We start from the raw sequence: 16227 nt of genomic DNA, 5'->3' as shown, positions 1-16227 counted from the left end.
GTCGGGGGACGTCCCGGGCCCGCACCCGCGTGCTCGCGTACCGTCCGGGGCATGACGGACGCGCGCACCGCCCCGGCCGACCGACGCTCCGAGCGGCGCCGGCGCCTCATCCTGCCGGGACAGTACGGCCCGGACTTCGACGACGGCGGCCCGCTCCTCGTGGTCGAGGCCCGCGAGTTCTTCACCGCGCGTCCCGTGCACCGTGCGAAGGCGCACCTGTGGCTGAGTGCGCTCCGGCATCTGGTCCGCGACCTCCGCGACCGGGGCGAGGGCGACCGCGTCGAGCACGTGCAGGTCGACACGGTCCGCCAGGCGCTGGTCGGCCGGGACGACCTCGAGGTCGTCGACCCGCCGTCGCGGACGCTCCGCGCACAGGTGCGGCACTGGGGCAGGGGCACCGAGGTGCTGCCGAGCCGCGGCTTCGTGACCGACGAGGACGAGTTCGCCGAGTGGGCCGCGCAGGGCACCGGTCGCTTCCGGATGGAGACGTTCTACGAGCGGGTCCGCCGTCGCGAGGGCTGGCTGATGCGCTCGGACGCGCCCGTCGGCGGGAAGTTCAGCCTCGACGAGCAGAACCGGGAGTCGCCGCCGAAGGGTGCGACCACGCTCGGACTCCCGGAACCGTGGTGGCCCGAGGAGGACGAGGTCGACGAGGAGGTCCGGCTCGACCTCGACCGCTGGGAGCGGGACGGCCTCGCCCGCTTCGTCGGTGCGGACGACCGTCGGCGCTTCGCGGTCACGCCTGACGAGGCCCAGCGCGCCCTCGACGACTTCGTGCGCACCCGGCTGAACGACTTCGGCCCGTTCGAGGACGCCACGCTCACGAACGACTGGACCATGGCGCACTCGCTGCTCAGCGTCCCGATGAACCTCGGTGTCCTCGACCCGCGCGATGCGATCGAGGCGGCACTCGTGGCCCACCGCGACGACGACGCCCCGCTCGCGAGCGTCGAGGGGTTCGTCCGGCAGATCGCCGGGTGGCGCGACTACGTCTGGCACCTCTACTGGTGGTTCGGCGACGACTACGGGGCGTCGGAGAACGCCCTCGGAGCGCACGAGCGGCTCCCCCGGTGGTGGCGGGAGCTCGACGCGTCCCGGGTCGAGGCCGCCTGCCTCCGCACCGCGATCGAGGGCCTGCACGACCACGGCTGGCTCCACCACATCCAACGGCTCATGGTGCTCGGCAACTGGGCGCTGCAGCGCGGGTACGACCCCGTGCACCTCACCGAGTGGTTCACGGACGTGTTCGTCGACGGGACCGACTGGGTGATGCCCGCGAACATCATCGGGATGTCGCAGCACGCCGACGGCGGGATGGTCGCGACGAAGCCGTACGCGTCCGGTGGTCGGTACATCGACCGGATGTCGGACCACTGCGGCGGGTGCCGCTACGACCCGACGAAGCGGCTCGGCGAGGACGCCTGCCCGTTCACCGCCGGCTACTGGGCCTTCCTCGCGCGGACGGAGCCCGCCCTGCGGGACAACAACCGGATGGCCCGTCCGCTCCAGCAGATGCGGCAGCTGGCGGACGTCGACGAGGTGATGGCCCAGGAGGCGCGGCGCGGCTCCCCCTGACGCGCCCGGCCCGGTGGTGGGTCACGATCCCCCCACCGGGTCGCTGGTCGCTCAGACGAGGACGACGACCTTGCCGGCGATCCGTCCGGCGGCGCCCTCGGTGTGCAGCGCCTGCAGCTCGGTCAGCGGGATGCGCCGCGTCACCTCGACCGTGAGCTCCCCGGCGTCGACGAGCCGGACGAGCTCGGCCAGCCGTTCGCGGTTCCGCAGCACGAACACCGTCGCAGCACGGACCCCGCGGGACTCGTCCCCCGGGGTCGCCATGAACGCCGTCGTGCTCACGACCGCACCCCCGTCGCGGACCGCGGCCACGAACGAGGCGAACTGCTCCGGCTCGATCGGGGCGAGGTTGAGCAGGACGTCGACCTGCCCGTCGACCGCCTGCAGCACGTCGGTCGTGGTGTGGTCGACGACCTGGTCGGCACCGGCGGCACGGACGGCGTCGGCGCTGCGCGGGCTGGCCGTGGCGATGACCTCGACACCGGCGCGCTTCGCGAGCTGGATCGCGTACTTCCCGACCACACCGCCCGCGCCGACGACGAGCACGCGCTGCCCGGCCCCGAGCCGACCGTCGTCGAAGAGCGCCTGCCACGCCGTGAGCGCCACGGACGGCAGCGCAGCCGCGTCGGCCAGCGGGATGCTCGTCGGGGCGGCGACGAGCGCGTCCGCCGGAGCGACGACGTACTCGGCCGCTCCCCCGTCGCGTTCCATCGGCAGGAAGCCGATCACGGCGTCGCCGACCGCCAGGTCCGTGACGTCGTCCCCGAGGGACGCGACCGTTCCGGAGACGTCGTACCCGGGGACGTGGGGCAGGACGACCGGGATGGGCAGGAAGCCGGCGCGCATGCCGTTGTCCGCCGCGTTGTACGCCGATGCCGTGACCCGGACGAGGACCTCGCCCGGGCCGGGGGTGGGCTGGTCGACGTCGCCGTAGGTGAGGACCTCGGGACCGCCGACCTCGTGGAACTGCACTGCCTTCATGATGACTCCTCCGTCATTTGCTTCGAATTCGAAGCGATTGATGGAACCGTAACACTGCTTCGAACTCGAAGCAACAGGTAGGATCGGATCATGTCCGAAACCCCCTCGTCCCTGACGCCGACGCAGCTGCGCGCCTACCTGTCGTTCACCGAGGTCAGTGCGCTCCTGCGCCCCTCGGTCGAGCAGCAGCTCAAGGACGTGGGCGGGCTGTCGTACGTGCAGTTCCAGCTGCTGGCACGACTCGGGGACTCCCCCGACGGGCACCTGCGGATGACGGACCTCGCCGACGGGGTGGTCTACAGCCGCAGCGGGCTGACCTACCAGGCGCAGTTGCTCGAGCAGCGCGGACTCGTCACGCGCGGCCCCTCTCCGGACGACGAGCGCAGCACCGTGGTGTCGCTGACCGACGACGGGCGAGCCGTGCTCGCCGCGGTGTTCCCGGGGCACATCGGCACGGTGCACGGCCTGCTGTTCGCACCGATCACGGACGATGACGCCGCGGAGCTCGACCGGATCCTCGGCCGGATCAGCGAGCACCTCCGGAAGAACCCGCCCCGATCGGCGTCCCGCCGCGCCGCGAGGTGAGCCGACGCGCGAGGGCGTGACCCGAGCCCTCGTGCGGCGCGTGGCGGGGCCGACCCGCGCCTCCTGGCCCGCTCGTCGCGCCTGTCGTTCCGTCACCGGACCCCGATAGGGTCGGGAACGTGAGCAACGAGGCATTCGACGACCGCTACGAGCTGCGCGCCTTCGCGCCCGGGACGGACGAGCAGGGGGCACCGAACGCCGAGACCGAGGCCTGGATGCAGGCGGTCGGACTCGGGTTCCACGAACCGCACCCCGGCGACGAGGTAGCCGCGCGCATGGTCGCGCACTTCATCGAGGACGACGAGACCTGGCTCGGCGCGTACGTCCGCCGACCCGCACCCGGCTCCGTCGACGAGACCTGGCCGGCCGGTACCTTCGCCTGGTTCGGCAAGGAGCTGAGTTGGGGCGACGGTTCGTCGATCGACACCCAGGCCATCTCCGCCGTGACCGTCCGACCGACCGAGCGTCGCCGCGGGATCCTCCGCGCGATGATGACGCACGCCCTCGCGCGCGGTGTCGCCGAGGGCTACGCCATGGCCTCGCTGACCGCGTCGGAGGGCACCATCTACCGCCGCTTCGGCTTCGGCAGCGCGATCCGCGAGCGGGCTGTCCGGGTCCGCCGCGAGCGTGCGCTCCCACTCCTCGCACCGACCACCGGTGTCGTCAGCGTCGTCACGCCCGAGTGGCTCGCCGGCGGTCCCGGCCGTGCCGTCTTCGACCGGTTCAACGCGCGGACGCCGGGCTCCATGGTGCGCAACACCGGCACCTGGCCCATCGTGTTCGGGCTGCGCAACGGCGACGGTGAGCAGGCGAAGGACGTCCGCGCAGCCGTGCACCGCCCGGACGACTCCGACGAGCTCGACGGCTACGTGACCTGGCGCGTCAAGGAGAGCCGCGACGGCGACACCACGCTCGAGGTCGTCGACCTGGTCTACGCGACCGACGACGCCTACCTGTCGCTCTGGGAGTTCCTGCTCTCGATCGACCTCAACGACGTCGTCAGGTACAACCGGTCGCGGCTCGACGACCCGATCGTCGCCGCGCTCGGCGACAACCGCGCGTACGACGTCGACCACGAGGAGGACCACGTCTGGCTGCGCGTCCTCGACGTCGAGCGGGTGCTCGCATCGCGTCCGTACGCCGTCGACGGTTCGCTGACGCTCGCCGTGACGGATGCGCTCGGGTTCGCCTCCGGCACGTACCGGCTGGACGTCCAGGAGGCGCGGGGCACCGTGACGAAGACCGCCGACGACGCCGACGCGGCCGGGTCCGACCTCCAGCTCGACGTCGCGGACCTCGGTGCGTTGCTCATCGGGTCGGTGTCGCCGACGACGCTCGCGGCGGCCGGGCTCCTCCGCGCGGCGGACCCGGCGGCGCCGGCACTCCTGCGGGCGATGCTGACTCCGCCGCGGACGCCGCACGGCATCACGTACTTCTGATGCCCCTCCGCGAGTCGGTCGCACGGGCTCGCCAGGCCGTCGCGGTGCTGGCGAGCCCGTCGCTCCGGTCCGCGATCGTCGGCGGCGCAGCCCTCGACGAGCGGACGACTGCTGCCGTCGCGGCCTTCGACTGGATCGGCGACGACGGACCCGACACGGCGCTCCTCGGGCGGACGGCGCAGGAGCTGCAGCGGCTGCAGGGGCCGGCGGCGCTGCTCGAGTTCGACCGGATCGCCCGGATGCCGGTGCCGGTCGACCAGCGCCACCCGCTGTCCGTGCGCATCGTCGAGCTCGTGTTCGCACGGCTCGGCACGGTCAGACCGGTCCCCGAGCCGGTGCTCAACGCCGCGATCGCCATGTTCGCCGAGGACGTCGCGATCGTGCGGCGGGACGCGGTGGACCTCGGCGTGCTCGTGCGGACGGACGACGGGGCGTCGTACCGCTCCGTCGGCTGACGCGCGGGGGCGCGGGGGCGCGGCAGGGCGCTGCGCTGCCGCGCGAGTCGCGTCGGGCGCGGTTCGACGCGGTTCGGCGCGGTGGCGCACAACCGAAGTGCGCGCGAACCACGGGAACGCACGGCTCCGATCGACTTCCGTTGTGCGGACCCGGCCGCGCGCAGGCGCCCGCGCGCCGTGGTCGGCGTAGTCTGGCGCGCCATGGACGACACGGCGGTCGACTGGCTCCTCGACTCGGACCCGGCCCTGCGGTGGCAGGTGGAACGGGACATCGTCGGCGCGCCGGCACCGACCTGGCAGGCCACGCGTGCACGGGTCGCGACCGAGGGCCTCGGCGCCGCACTCCTCGCCCACCAGGACCCCGACGGACAGTGGGCAGGCGGCGCGTACTTCCCCGCCGAACCCGAGCCCGAGGGACCCGGGCAGCCGTACACCGCGACGACCTGGTCCCTCAACGCCCTACGCGAGTGGGGGTTGGACGCCGCGGTCCTCGGCGACACCGCCGCACGGCTCGACGCGAACAGCCGATGGGAGTACGACGACCTGCCGTACTGGGGCGGCGAGGTCGACTGCTGCATCAACGCCTTCACCCTCGCGAACGGCGCGTGGCTCGGCGCCGACGTCGACGGCATCGCCGACTGGGTGCTCGAACACCAGCAGCCCGACGGCGGGTGGAACTGCGAGTGGGTCGAGGGCTCGACGGTCTCGTCGTTCCACTCGACCCTCAACGTGCTCGAGGGGCTCCTGCAGCACGAGGTCCTGACCGACGGACGGCATCCCCGCGCGGCCGAGCTCCGGGACGCCCGCCACCGAGGCGCCGACTACCTCCTCGACCGACGACTGCTCCACCGGAAGTCCGACGGAGCACTCGTCGGCCCCTGGGCCACGGAGTTCGCGTACCCGTTCCGCTGGAAGTACAGCGTGCTCCGCGCGACCGACCACTTCCGGGCCGCGGCGCTCCGGGACGAGGCGGAACCGGACCCCCGCGCCGCCGAGGCGATCGAGGTGGTCCGCGCTGCCCGTGGTGCTGACGGACGGTGGCTCCAGGGCGTCCGCCCGCCGGGCCGGCAGTGGTTCGAGGTGGACGTGCCGGCCGGTGAGCCGTCCCGCTGGCTCACGCTCGTGGGCACGCGCGTGCTGCGGTGGTGGGACGGCGACTGAGCCCTCGACGGCCGCGTCCTGTTGCACGATCGAGACCGATGGGCCGCCCGGACCGTGCGAGCCTGGTCGTCACTGATGACGTCGGGGACGGAGCGGGTCGTGGAGCGAGTGGTGGGGTGGAGCACGGTCGCCGTCATCGTGGCCGTGACGGTGCTGTGGTTGGTCCTGGTCCAGGTGTCCAGCTGCTCCGATGCCGCGCCCGGCCAGGGCACGAGCTCCTGCGAGACCGAACCCGTGCTCGGGGTCGCCGGATCGTGGATCGCCGGGGCCGCTGGGGCCGCCGTCGTCGCCCTCGCGGTCTGGCAGGTCGTCCGGGCTGCACGGTCCGCCGAGCCGGTCGACGGCTGAGCCCGCTCGACCCGGGGTAGCGTGACGGCATGGCGAACGACGACGGTCCGCACCGCGGCGGCTTCCCGTTCGTCCCCGTCGCTGCCTTCACCCTCGGCGCGCTGGTCGTCATCGCCGCCGGACTCGGAGCGCGCCCCGTCCTGACCGGCGCCCGCTGGTCCCCCGCGATCGCCCCGGCCCGCGCACCGGTCGTCGAGCCGACCGCCTCGCCGCCCACCACCGACGAGCCGCGGACGCTCGGAGCGCCGGCCGCCCAGCACGCCGACACATCGTGGGTCCTCGTCGTCCTGGTGCTGATCGGCACCGCCCTCCTCGTGCTCGTGGTCCTGCACCTCGTGAGGAAGCGACGCCGTCGCACGCGCCCGGGTGCGATCGAGGTGGCCGGCCTCGCGGTCGAGGTGCCGGCCGATCCCTCGACCGAGGTCGGACGCCAGCACCTGCGTCGCGGGATCGGTCGTGCCCTCGAGGTGCTGTCCGGACCCCGCGACCCGTCCGACGCCGTCACCGCGGCGTGGCTCGGCCTGCAGGAGTCGGCAGAGGACGCCGGGTTCCGTCGGGAGGCCGCGGAGACGCCGACCGAGTTCACGACGCGGATCCTGCGACGGCTCGACGTCGACGAGACCGCCCTCGGCACCCTTCGTCGCTGCTACCTCGCGGTGCGTTTCGGCGGGACCCCGGCGACCGATGCCGACGTCGCCGACGTCCGTGCCGCGCTGCGAACGCTCGACGGCCAGTGGGCCGAGGCACCGGCCGACACCCGGGCGGACACGTCGGCCACGACCCCGGCGGACGCCGACACGGCGACGGGCCGCCCGTGACACGCCGCCGCACCGCTGGGGTGCTCGTGCTCGCCGTCGTGGCTGCGGCGATGACGTGGTTCTTCGGCGTCGGCGTCGTGCAGTCGCTCGCCGTGGGCGGCGTCGTCGCCGCGGTGGGTCTGACGTGGAGCGCGGTCCGTGAGGACGTCCCGTTGACCTGGCCCGTGCCTCCCGTGCGGTCCGAACCCGGTGCCCGACGCGACCTGTCCGAGACGGCGTGGGCGCTGCGCGCCCGGGGCGGCGTGCCGGAGCGGACGCTCGCCCGAGCGCGGGCGGTGGCCCGACACCGCCTGTGGACGCGCCACCGACTCGACCTCGACGACCCGCGCGACCGGACGGCGATCGATGCCGTCCTGCCGTCGGGAGTGGTCGCCGTCCTCGTTCGCGAGCGGCGGCCCGAGATCGACCTCGTCGCGTTCGGGAACGTCCTCACCGCGCTCGAGACGCTGGGACCCGCGCCCGAGCAACACGGCACCGGGCGTGCCACCGAGCAGCGCACCACCGACCACACCACGATCGAGAGGCACCCGTGACCGACCCCCAGACACCGAGCGCACCGTCCCTGCCCATCGCCGACGTCGCCGCGCGCGCCCGCGACGTCCTCGACACGGTCAGCGCGGTCGTCGTCGGGATGCGGGAGCCGCTCGAGCTGGCGTTCGCGAGCATCCTCGCGGGCGGCCACGTCCTGTTCGAGGACGTCCCCGGCCTCGGCAAGACGCTCGCGGCGCGGAGCCTCGCGGCCGCGTGTGGTCTCGACTTCCGCCGTCTGCAGTGCACCCCGGACCTCCTGCCCGCCGACATCACCGGATCGTTCGTCTACGCCCCGGCGACCGCGGACTTCGTCTTCCGCCCGGGCCCCGTCTTCACCGGGATGTTCCTCGCCGACGAGATCAACCGGACGTCGCCGAAGACCCAGTCGGCGCTCCTCGAGGCGATGGCCGAGGGACAGGTCACGGTCGAGGGCGAGGGCTTCCCGCTCCCCCGGCCGTTCCACGTCATCGCGACGTCGAACCCGATCGAGTACGAGGGCACGTACGCCCTCCCGGAGGCCCAGCTCGACCGCTTCATGGTGCGCCTCTCGGTCGGGTACCCGACGCGCGAGGGGGAACAGCAGGTGCTCCTCAACCGGATCGGCCGACGGCAGGAGGTCGCGATGGTCTCCGCCGTGGTCGACGCGACCGACGTGCTGCGCATGCAGGCGACGGTCGAGGGGGTGCACGTCGACGAGGACATCGCGCTTTACTGTGTCGACCTCGCGGCCGCGACGCGCACCCACCGCGACGTGCAGGTCGGGTCGTCGCCGCGCGGCGCACAGGCGCTCATGCTCGTCGGCCGTGCGCGAGCCGTCATGGACGGGCGCGACTTCGTCACCCCGGAGGACGTCAAGACCGCGGCCGTCGCGGTGCTCGCGCACCGGATCTCGCTGACGCCGCAGGCGTGGGCGAACGGCGTGGACCCCGCGGTGATCGTGCGGGGCATCGTCGCGCAGGTGCCGGGGCCGCCGGTGGTCGGGTCGGGAGCGTCCGGCGGGCGGCCGGTGTCCGGCCTGGAGGCACGGTGAGCGTTCCCGACGAGCCGTCGGTCCGACCCGCCTCCGGGTCAGGGACCGCGCCGCTCTGGGTCCGGAACCCGGCGCTGGTCTCGGGGCTCGCCGTCGGCGTGCTGCTCGCAGGGCTCGCTCTCCTCACCGGACGTCCCGAGCTCGCGGTCGTGGCACTGCCGGCACTCGTGACCGCCGCCTTCGGCGTCCGCCCCCGACTCGACACGACGCCCGTCCGCACCACGACCACGCTCGCGCCGTCCGACTCCGGCGAGGGCGTGGCGTACCGGACGGAGGTCGACCTGCCGTCCGCCGCGGAGGCCGTCGCCGTCGAGTTCCGCGTCGCCGGCGACCGACGGCACGTCGTCGTGGTCGACCCTCGCCGCGCGAGGCGGCTCACCGGTACCGTCCCGGTCACGCACTCCGGCCCCCAGGAGATCCTGCGGACGCACCTGTCGCTCCTCGGTCGGGGCGGCACCGCCGTCTCCGTGCCGGCGGCGGGCCCGGTGCGGTCCGCGGTCGTCCCGCCACCGCACCTGCGCGTGCAGCACCTGCCGATGCCGAGCCGGGTGACGGGCATCACCGGTCCGCACGACTCCGCCCGCCCCGGTGACGGCGGCGAGTTCCGCGACGTCGCGCTCTTCGCCCCGGGCGACCGGCTCAGGCGCATCGACTGGCGGCGCACCGCACGGCGAGCCGAGCGCCCGGGAGAGCTCTACGTGCGCCGGACCTTCGCCACGGCGGACGCCCTCGTCGTGCTCGTCCTCGACAGCCGGGACGACCTCGGCGCCGACGTCACGGAGTGGAGCGGCGCCCGGCACGGCAGACAGCAGGCGACGTCGCTCGACCTCGCACGCGAAGCCGCCGTCTCCCTCGCCACCGCGTACATCAGCGCCGGAGACCGGGTCGGCTTCCGAGACCTCGCCGGCACCGCGCGGTCGGTCGAACCCGGCGGCGGGACCCGGCACCTCGAGCGGCTCCGCACGACGATCGCCGCGGCGACGCCGCGCCAAGACGCGACGACCACTGCACGCATGCCGCTCGTACCGGCGGCGTCCCTCGTGGTGGTCCTGTCGACGTTCCTCGACGACCAGGCGTCGACGATGGCGGTGACCTGGGCCGCGACCGGCCACCGGGTCGTGGCCGTCGACGTGCTCCCGTCGCCCGACGTCCGGCGAGCGACCCGTCACGAACGCGCTGCGTCCCGGCTCATCGCCCTCGAACGATCCGACCGGCTCTCGGAGATGACGGCAACCGGCGTCGAGCTGATCCACTGGCGCACCGGTGACGAGGACGCCCCTGCCGTGCAACTCCGTCTGCTCAGCCGCGCTCGGCGGACCGGATGACCGCCGGGTCGCGCGCAGAGCGCAGCGGAGCACCGTCGATCGGTCCGGCGGTCCCGGCGTGGACGATCGGTGCGCTCGGCCTGGTCGCGGGTGTCGTCGGGTCGGTCGTCGTGATCGGGGCGAGCGGCTGGCTCGTCGTCGCGGTCGTCCTCGCGGCGGCCGCAGCGGTCCTGCCCCGCGGCCCGTTCGCGGCGCTGCTCGTGGGACAGCTCGCCCTGGCCGGGATCGGCGGGACGGACCTCCCGGTCCTCCTCCTGACGACGCACCTCGTCCTCGCCACGAGCCTGCTCTGGGCATGGACGCCGCGCACCGCCAGGGTGCAGCTCCGCGCACTCCTGCCGTCGGCACTGCGGTTCGTCGCCGTGCAGGTCGGAAGCCAGGCGGTCGCGTTCGTGGTCGTCGCCCTCCTCGGTGGCTCCGGCCCGGTCGGCGGCGTGTGGCTGGCGATCGCCGGGACGGCCGCGCTCCTGGCGCTCGCGATCGGCCTGTTCGTGCCGACGCTGCTGCGCGCCGGAGACGACGCGGAGCGCTAGGCCCGGCGGCGCACCCGCGGGTCGACGAACGCGTACACGACGTCGACGATCACGTTCGCCGTGACGATGAGCAGCGCCGAGAACAGCGTGAACCCCACGACGACCTGGAGGTCGAGCGTGTGCACCGCGTCGATGAGCAGCGCACCGAGCCCCTGCATCGAGAACACCTTCTCGGTGATGACGGCACCGCCGAGCAGCGACCCGAGGTCGAGCCCGAACAGCGTCACGACCGGGAGGATCGCCGTCCGCAGCCCGTGGCGCACGACGACCTGGCGTTCGCGGAGGCCCTTCGCGCGGGCGGTCCGGACGAAGTCCTGCGACATCGACTCGAGCATCTCGCCCCGGGTCAGTCGGGCGTAGATCGCCGCACTGATGAAGGCGAGCACGCACCACGGCAGGACGAGGTGCGTGAACCACCCGACTGGATCGTCCCCGAACGCGACGTAGCCGCTGGTGGGCAGGACGCCGAGCACGAACCCGAACAGCAGGATCGCCAGCAGCCCGACGAGGTAGGACGGCGCGGACACCCCGGCGACGGCGATCGTCATGACCGTCCGGTCGACGTACGTGCCTCGGCGCAGCGCCGACAGCGCGCCACCGGCCACCCCGGCGACGAGCCAGAGCACGGCTGCGCCGACCGCGATCGACGCGGTGACGGGCAGGCGCGTGAGGATGAGGTTCGTGACGCTGTCGTGGAGCTGGAACGAGTAGCCGAAGCAGGGCGCCGCGCAGTGGATGACGGAGGCGCCGGACCCGAACGTCCGCCCGGTGAAGATGCCCGCGAGGTACGCCCCGAACTGGGCGATCCACGGCTTGTCCGTCCCGAGGAACGCCTGCACCTCGCGCAGCCGGTCGGGCGTGCAGGGCTTGTCGCAGATCGCGCGCGCCGGGTTCGTCGGCAGCAGCATGAACAGGGCGTAGGTGATCGCGGCCACGACGAGCAGGACGACCGCTGCGCCGAGCACGCGGATCGCGATGAAGCGGAAGGTGGTCACCGGTTGCTCCTCCGCGGGTCGAGGGCGTCGCGCAGGGCGTCGCCGAGCACGTTGAACGCCAGGGTGATGAGGAACAGCGCCAGGCCCGGGAACACGAGGTACATCGGGTCGGTCTGCACCCAGCCGATCGCGTCGCCGATGCTGCGACCCCACGACGGTGTCGGCGGGGTGACGCCGACGGCGAGGAACGACAGCGCGGCCTCGGCGCCGATCATCGACGGGATCGAGATCGTCGCGTAGACGGTGATCGTCGCGGCGAGGTTCGGCAGCAGCTGCGTCCGGATGACGTGCCAGCGCCCGGCACCCATCGCGGTGGAGGCGACGACGTAGTTCCGGGTGACGAGCGACAGCGTCTGCCCGCGCACGACACGGGCGACCGAGGGCCACCCGAAGAACCCGATGACGAGGACGACGAGCACGGGCTTCGGGAACGACGTCGGGACGATCGCGGTCAGGGCGATCATGAAGACGAGCGACGGGAAGCCGAAGATGACGTCGACGACGCGGGAGAGGACGCGGTCGTACCAGCCGCCGAAGAACCCGGTCGTCACGCCGACGAGCACGCCGATGACGATCGAGACGATCGTCGCGGCGATCCCGATGCCGAGCGAGGTGCGGGCACCGTAGGTGACGATCGCGAACAGGTCGCGCCCGGTCAGGGGCTCGACCCCGAACCAGTGCTCGGCGCTGATCCCGCCGCCGGCCCCGCGCGGGGCGCCGAACGAGTTGAGCGCGTCGATGTGGTACCCGTACGGGTCCTGGCCGGTGACGGCGGCGATGAGCGGCGCCGCGAGCGCGACGACGACGAACACCACGATGACGACCGCGGACGCGACCGCCCAGCGGTCCTGACGCACGCGGCGGACGACGGCGCGGAAGCCGGTGCTCCGGTTCGCGGCTGCCGCGACCGGACGGTCGACGACGTTGGCGGTCACGAGGCCACCCCTTCCCACGCGCGCCAGGCCTCGCGGCGGGCGGCCTGTCGCGCCGGGTCGGCGACGGGCGCTGCCGCGAGGAGCATGCGCGTGTAGTCCTGCTGCGGATCGTCCAGCACGGCGTCGGTCGTGCCGCGCTCGACCACGCGGCCGTCGTGCAGCACGACCACCTCGTCGGCGAGCTGCCGCACCACGGCGAGGTCGTGGCTGATGAGGAGCATGCCGAAGCCGAAGTCCTGCTGCAACGCGGCGAGGAGGTCGAGCACGGCGGCCTGCACGGTGACGTCCAGCGCCGAGGTCGGTTCGTCGGCGATCACGAGCGCGGGCCGGAGCGCGAGGGCCCGGGCGACCGCCACGCGCTGCCGCTGCCCGCCGGAGAGCTGGTGCGGGAAGCGCTCGGCCCACGACGGGTCGAGCTGGACCGCCACGAGCAGCTCGCGGACCCGTTCGGCACGGTCCGCTGTCGAGGCCGTGCCGTGCACGAGGAGCGGCTCGGCGATGCTCCACCCGATGGTCTGTCGCGGGTTGAGCGAGGACGCGGGGTCCTGGAAGACGATGCCCACCCGGCTGCGGAGCTCGCGCAGGCGTGCACCACGAGCGGTGCGGAGGTCGCTGCCGTCCACCTCGACGGACCCCGCGACGACCGGCACGAGACCGGCGAGCGCACGTCCGATGGTGGACTTGCCGGACCCCGACTCCCCCACGAGTCCGAGCGTCTCGCCCGCGCGGAGCGCCAGGTCGATGCCGGACACGGTCGGGTCACCGCGGCGCGCGTAGCGCACGGCGACGTCGCGCAGCTGCGCGACGAGGGGCCGGGAGGCGCGGCTCGGCTCCCGCACGCGGCTCGCGTCGCGGGACCCGAGACTCACCCCCGCGGACAGTTCCGCGGCGTCCGTGTCCGCATCTCGTCCGCTGGGCCGAGTCTCGGCCACAGGGGTGTCCGCAGCGTGCGGTGCGGAGGTGGCTCGCGCCTCCAGGGCCGGCACCGCCGCGAGGAGTGCCCGCGTGTACTCGGCGTCCGGGTGCGCGAACACCTCGGCCACGGTCCCGTGCTCGACCGGGTCGCCGCGCCGCATCACGAGCACCTCGTCGGCGACGTCCGCCACCACGCCCATGTCGTGCGTGATGAGCAGCACGGCGAGGTCGCGCTCGCGACCCAGCGTGCGGAGCAGGTCGAGGATGCCCGCCTGCACCGTGACGTCGAGCGCGGTGGTCGGCTCGTCCGCGATGAGGGCAACCGGGTCACCGGCGAGGGCCATCGCGATCATCGCCCGCTGGAGCTGGCCGCCGGAGAGCTCGTGCGGGTAGGCCTTCCGGATCCGCTGCGGGTCCGGGAGCCCGGCCGCGCGGAGGAGCTCGTCGGTCCGCGCGGACACACCGCGCCGGTCGAGGTCCGTCGGGTGGGCCGTGATCGCCTCGGCGATCTGGGTACCGATCGAGAGCACGGGGGTGAAGGAGTTCATCGGCTCCTGGAACACGACGCCGATGCCGGCCCCGCGGACCGCTCGGAGCTCGTCGTCCGACGCCCCGACGAGCTCGGTGCCGCGGAAGCGGATGCTGCCGGTGACGCGGGCCTCCGGCGGGAGCAGGCCGAGCACGCTCATCGCGCTGACGGACTTGCCCGACCCGGACTCGCCGACGAGGGCGAGCACCCGGCCGGGCGTCAGGGTGAAGGAGACGTCACGGACGACGGGCTCCGCGTCGCCGAACGCGACGCGGAGCCCCTCGACCTCGAGCAGCGGTGCACTCACTTGGCGAGCGAGACCTTGAGGTAGTTCGGGTACGCCGGGAAGTCCGCGATCTGGAAGTTCTGCACGTTCGAACCGGCGAGGAAGGACTGCTTCGCGTAGGTGAGCGGGACGATCGGGGCGTCGGCCATGATCTTCTTGTCCGCCTCGGCCCAGAGCTTCTGCGCATCCTGCTGGTCGATGGTGCCCGTCGCCTGCTTGATCAGTGCGTCGACCTCGGGGTTGCTGTACTTCGAGACGTTGTAGCCGCCCCCACCGATCTGCGACGAGTCGTACAGCGGCTGGATGTTGGCGTTCGCGCTCGGGAAGTCGGGCTGCCAGCTGAACATCGCGAGGTCGAAGTCGTCGCCGTCCGTCGTCGCCGTGTAGAACGAGTCGATGTCGAGCGGCTTGAGCGTCACGGTGATGCCCGCGCGCTTGAGGCCGGCCTGGATCGCCTGCGCCTCGGCCAGGTTCGCCGAGTCGTTCTGCGTGACCAGGGTCAGCTTGAGGTCCGAGACACCCGCTTCCTGCAGGAGCTTCTTCGCCTTGGCCACGTCACCGGTGGCACCGGGCTCGTACAGGTCGTACTGCTGACGCCCCGCGATGCCGGGCGTGATGAGCGTCGTCGCGTAGGAGCCGGCGAGGGCACCACCGGCGGCGATCCGGTACGACTTCTTGTCGACGGCGTACTGCAGCGCCTGCCGGACCTTGAGCTCCTTGAGCGAGCCCTTCTGCGTGTTGATCGCGAGGTAGTTGATCGGGCCGGCCTTCGAGGTGGCGAGGCGGTCCTGGGCGGCCGGGTTCGAGCGGACCTGGTTCAGCTCCGCAGCACCGAGGTACGTCGCGCCGAACGAGTCCTTCGCGTCACCGTTGTCGGCGATGAGCGTCTGGGTGACGGTCGACGGGTCCTGGCTCTCCTTGAACACGACCTTCGACGGGCCGGCGGTGCGGACGTCGTCGGTCTTCGCGCTCCACTCCTCGTTCCGGACGAGGGTGATCTGCGAGCCCTGCGTGTTCGACTGCACCTCGTAGGGGCCGGAGGCGACGGGCTTGGCGTCGTACGCACCGGTGTCGGTGCCGTCGCCCTCGGGGACCGGGGCGAACGCGGGCATCGACACGATCCACGGCCAGTCGCCGTACGCCGCGTTGAGCTTGAAGACGATCGTCGAGTCGTCCGGGGTCTCGATGCTGTCGAGGGTCTTGCCGTCGAACGGACCCTTGTAGCTGTCACCGCCGACGAGGAGCGACTTGTGGTAGCTCAGGCCACCGGTGAGCGTCGGCGCGAACGAGCGCTCGATGCCCCACTTGATGTCCTTCGTGGTGATCTCGGTACCGTCCTGGAACTTCAGCCCCTTCTTGAGGTGGTACGTCCAGATCTTGCCGCCGTCGCTCGAGTCGCCGGTGGTCGTCGCGAGGTCCGGGACGACCTTGGCCGTCTTGCCGGGCCCGACGTCCCACGCGGTGAGGCGACGCAGCACGAGGCCGAGCGTCGTGATGTTGAGGTTCTGGCTGGTCGCCGGGTCGAGGTGCACCGCGGTGGCCGTCGTCAGGATGTTGAGCGTGCCGCCCTTGGACGTTCCGCCCGAGGCGTCGTCGGAGGCACCCCCGCCCGAGCAGCCGGTGATGACCAGGGCTGCGGCTGCGGCGACCGCAGCGGTGATGGTCAGGCGCGTGGGGCGTCTCATGACGGGGTGCTCCTCGTGGGGAAGGTTGTGCTCGACGGCCGCGGAGCGGTCGCCTGGGGTGTCCCGGGTCGGGTCACCAGGCGTCGTCCATCCTGACATTC

At 73.0% G+C, this 16227-nt stretch carries 16 protein-coding genes; 11 read left to right on the top strand and 5 right to left on the bottom strand.

Features of this window, described 5'->3' with window-relative positions; genetic code table 11:
• The first annotated feature begins 51 nt into the window (after positions 1 to 51).
• Positions 52 to 1575 (top strand): cryptochrome/photolyase family protein, encoded by a 1524-nt coding sequence (locus ACEN8D_RS16140; protein ID WP_413399768.1) that lies wholly within the window; start codon positions 52 to 54, stop codon positions 1573 to 1575.
• A gap of 51 nt (positions 1576 to 1626) precedes the next feature.
• On the opposite strand, the gene ACEN8D_RS16135 is transcribed toward ACEN8D_RS16140, so the two are convergent.
• Positions 1627 to 2556, bottom strand: coding sequence for an NADP-dependent oxidoreductase (locus ACEN8D_RS16135; RefSeq protein WP_413461469.1), 930 nt, complete (start codon positions 2554 to 2556; stop codon positions 1627 to 1629).
• 90 nt (positions 2557 to 2646) lie between these two features.
• Here ACEN8D_RS16135 and ACEN8D_RS16130 point away from each other — a divergent pair, with 90 nt between their 5' ends.
• The 10 genes from ACEN8D_RS16130 (at position 2647) to ACEN8D_RS16085 (ending at position 10781) form a co-directional block, all read left to right on the top strand.
• Entirely contained in the window at positions 2647 to 3141 is a 495-nt protein-coding gene (locus ACEN8D_RS16130) for a MarR family winged helix-turn-helix transcriptional regulator (RefSeq protein WP_413461468.1), read from the top strand.
• A 119-nt stretch (positions 3142 to 3260) separates the two neighbouring features.
• On the top strand, positions 3261 to 4580 hold the full coding sequence (locus ACEN8D_RS16125; RefSeq protein WP_413461467.1) for a GNAT family N-acetyltransferase: 1320 nt from the start codon (positions 3261 to 3263) through the stop codon (positions 4578 to 4580).
• On the top strand, positions 4580 to 5035 hold the full coding sequence (locus tag ACEN8D_RS16120; RefSeq protein WP_413461466.1) for a DUF2087 domain-containing protein: 456 nt from the start codon (positions 4580 to 4582) through the stop codon (positions 5033 to 5035). Before ACEN8D_RS16125 ends, ACEN8D_RS16120 begins: the two co-directional genes overlap by 1 nt.
• 201 nt (positions 5036 to 5236) lie before the next feature.
• The gene (locus ACEN8D_RS16115) at positions 5237 to 6196 is read left to right on the top strand and encodes a prenyltransferase/squalene oxidase repeat-containing protein (RefSeq protein WP_413400132.1); all 960 of its coding nucleotides are present in this window, start codon (positions 5237 to 5239) and stop codon (positions 6194 to 6196) included.
• 99 nt (positions 6197 to 6295) lie between these two features.
• A complete protein-coding gene (locus tag ACEN8D_RS16110) occupies positions 6296 to 6544 on the top strand; it encodes a hypothetical protein (RefSeq protein ID WP_413400131.1) in 249 nt (82 codons plus the stop codon).
• Positions 6545 to 6573: 29 nt separating this feature from the next.
• Positions 6574 to 7362, top strand: coding sequence for a DUF4129 domain-containing protein (locus ACEN8D_RS16105; RefSeq protein WP_413461465.1), 789 nt, complete (start codon positions 6574 to 6576; stop codon positions 7360 to 7362).
• Positions 7359 to 7895 (top strand): hypothetical protein, encoded by a 537-nt coding sequence (locus tag ACEN8D_RS16100; protein WP_413461464.1) that lies wholly within the window; start codon positions 7359 to 7361, stop codon positions 7893 to 7895. The genes ACEN8D_RS16105 and ACEN8D_RS16100 overlap by 4 nt, the downstream gene beginning before the upstream one ends.
• On the top strand, positions 7892 to 8923 hold the full coding sequence (locus ACEN8D_RS16095) for an AAA family ATPase (RefSeq protein WP_413399384.1): 1032 nt from the start codon (positions 7892 to 7894) through the stop codon (positions 8921 to 8923). The genes ACEN8D_RS16100 and ACEN8D_RS16095 overlap by 4 nt, the downstream gene beginning before the upstream one ends.
• Positions 8920 to 10248 (top strand): DUF58 domain-containing protein, encoded by a 1329-nt coding sequence (locus ACEN8D_RS16090; RefSeq protein ID WP_413399385.1) that lies wholly within the window; start codon positions 8920 to 8922, stop codon positions 10246 to 10248. Before ACEN8D_RS16095 ends, ACEN8D_RS16090 begins: the two co-directional genes overlap by 4 nt.
• On the top strand, positions 10245 to 10781 hold the full coding sequence (locus tag ACEN8D_RS16085; protein ID WP_309780183.1) for a hypothetical protein: 537 nt from the start codon (positions 10245 to 10247) through the stop codon (positions 10779 to 10781). The genes ACEN8D_RS16090 and ACEN8D_RS16085 overlap by 4 nt, the downstream gene beginning before the upstream one ends.
• Here ACEN8D_RS16085 and ACEN8D_RS16080 read toward each other — a convergent pair.
• The 4 genes from ACEN8D_RS16080 to ACEN8D_RS16065 are packed head-to-tail and all read right to left on the bottom strand — an operon-like array spanning position 10778 to position 16126.
• The gene (locus ACEN8D_RS16080) at positions 10778 to 11776 is read right to left on the bottom strand and encodes an ABC transporter permease (protein WP_071295586.1); all 999 of its coding nucleotides are present in this window, start codon (positions 11774 to 11776) and stop codon (positions 10778 to 10780) included. The two genes, ACEN8D_RS16085 and ACEN8D_RS16080, sit on opposite strands and share 4 nt — an antisense overlap.
• Positions 11773 to 12711 (bottom strand): ABC transporter permease, encoded by a 939-nt coding sequence (locus tag ACEN8D_RS16075; RefSeq protein ID WP_309886265.1) that lies wholly within the window; start codon positions 12709 to 12711, stop codon positions 11773 to 11775. The genes ACEN8D_RS16080 and ACEN8D_RS16075 overlap by 4 nt, the downstream gene beginning before the upstream one ends.
• Positions 12708 to 14462, bottom strand: a complete 1755-nt coding sequence (locus tag ACEN8D_RS16070; protein WP_495601069.1) for a dipeptide ABC transporter ATP-binding protein — start codon at positions 14460 to 14462, stop codon at positions 12708 to 12710. Before ACEN8D_RS16070 ends, ACEN8D_RS16075 begins: the two co-directional genes overlap by 4 nt.
• Positions 14459 to 16126: an ABC transporter substrate-binding protein gene (locus tag ACEN8D_RS16065; protein ID WP_413461719.1), complete on the bottom strand. Its 1668-nt coding sequence runs from the start codon at positions 16124 to 16126 to the stop codon at positions 14459 to 14461. Before ACEN8D_RS16065 ends, ACEN8D_RS16070 begins: the two co-directional genes overlap by 4 nt.
• Positions 16127 to 16227: the final 101 nt, after the last annotated feature.

Source organism: Curtobacterium sp. Curtsp22 (genome assembly GCF_059492135.1).
Note: the sequence above shows the minus strand (reverse complement) of the source record. Positions and strands in the feature narration are given on the sequence as shown.

Excerpts from the sequence above, each read along its gene's own strand:
- ACEN8D_RS16135 (WP_413461469.1), bottom strand. The coding sequence starts at position 2,556 with ATGAAGGCAGTGCAGTTCCACGAGGTCGGCGGTCCCGAGGTCCTCACC.
- ACEN8D_RS16140 (WP_413399768.1), top strand. The coding sequence starts at position 52 with ATGACGGACGCGCGCACCGCCCCGGCCGACCGACGCTCCGAGCGGCGC.
- ACEN8D_RS16065 (WP_413461719.1), bottom strand. The coding sequence starts at position 16,126 with ATGAGACGCCCCACGCGCCTGACCATCACCGCTGCGGTCGCCGCAGCC.
- ACEN8D_RS16130 (WP_413461468.1), top strand. The coding sequence starts at position 2,647 with ATGTCCGAAACCCCCTCGTCCCTGACGCCGACGCAGCTGCGCGCCTAC.
- ACEN8D_RS16115 (WP_413400132.1), top strand. The coding sequence starts at position 5,237 with ATGGACGACACGGCGGTCGACTGGCTCCTCGACTCGGACCCGGCCCTG.
- ACEN8D_RS16085 (WP_309780183.1), top strand. The coding sequence starts at position 10,245 with ATGACCGCCGGGTCGCGCGCAGAGCGCAGCGGAGCACCGTCGATCGGT.
- ACEN8D_RS16120 (WP_413461466.1), top strand. The coding sequence starts at position 4,580 with ATGCCCCTCCGCGAGTCGGTCGCACGGGCTCGCCAGGCCGTCGCGGTG.
- ACEN8D_RS16105 (WP_413461465.1), top strand. The coding sequence starts at position 6,574 with ATGGCGAACGACGACGGTCCGCACCGCGGCGGCTTCCCGTTCGTCCCC.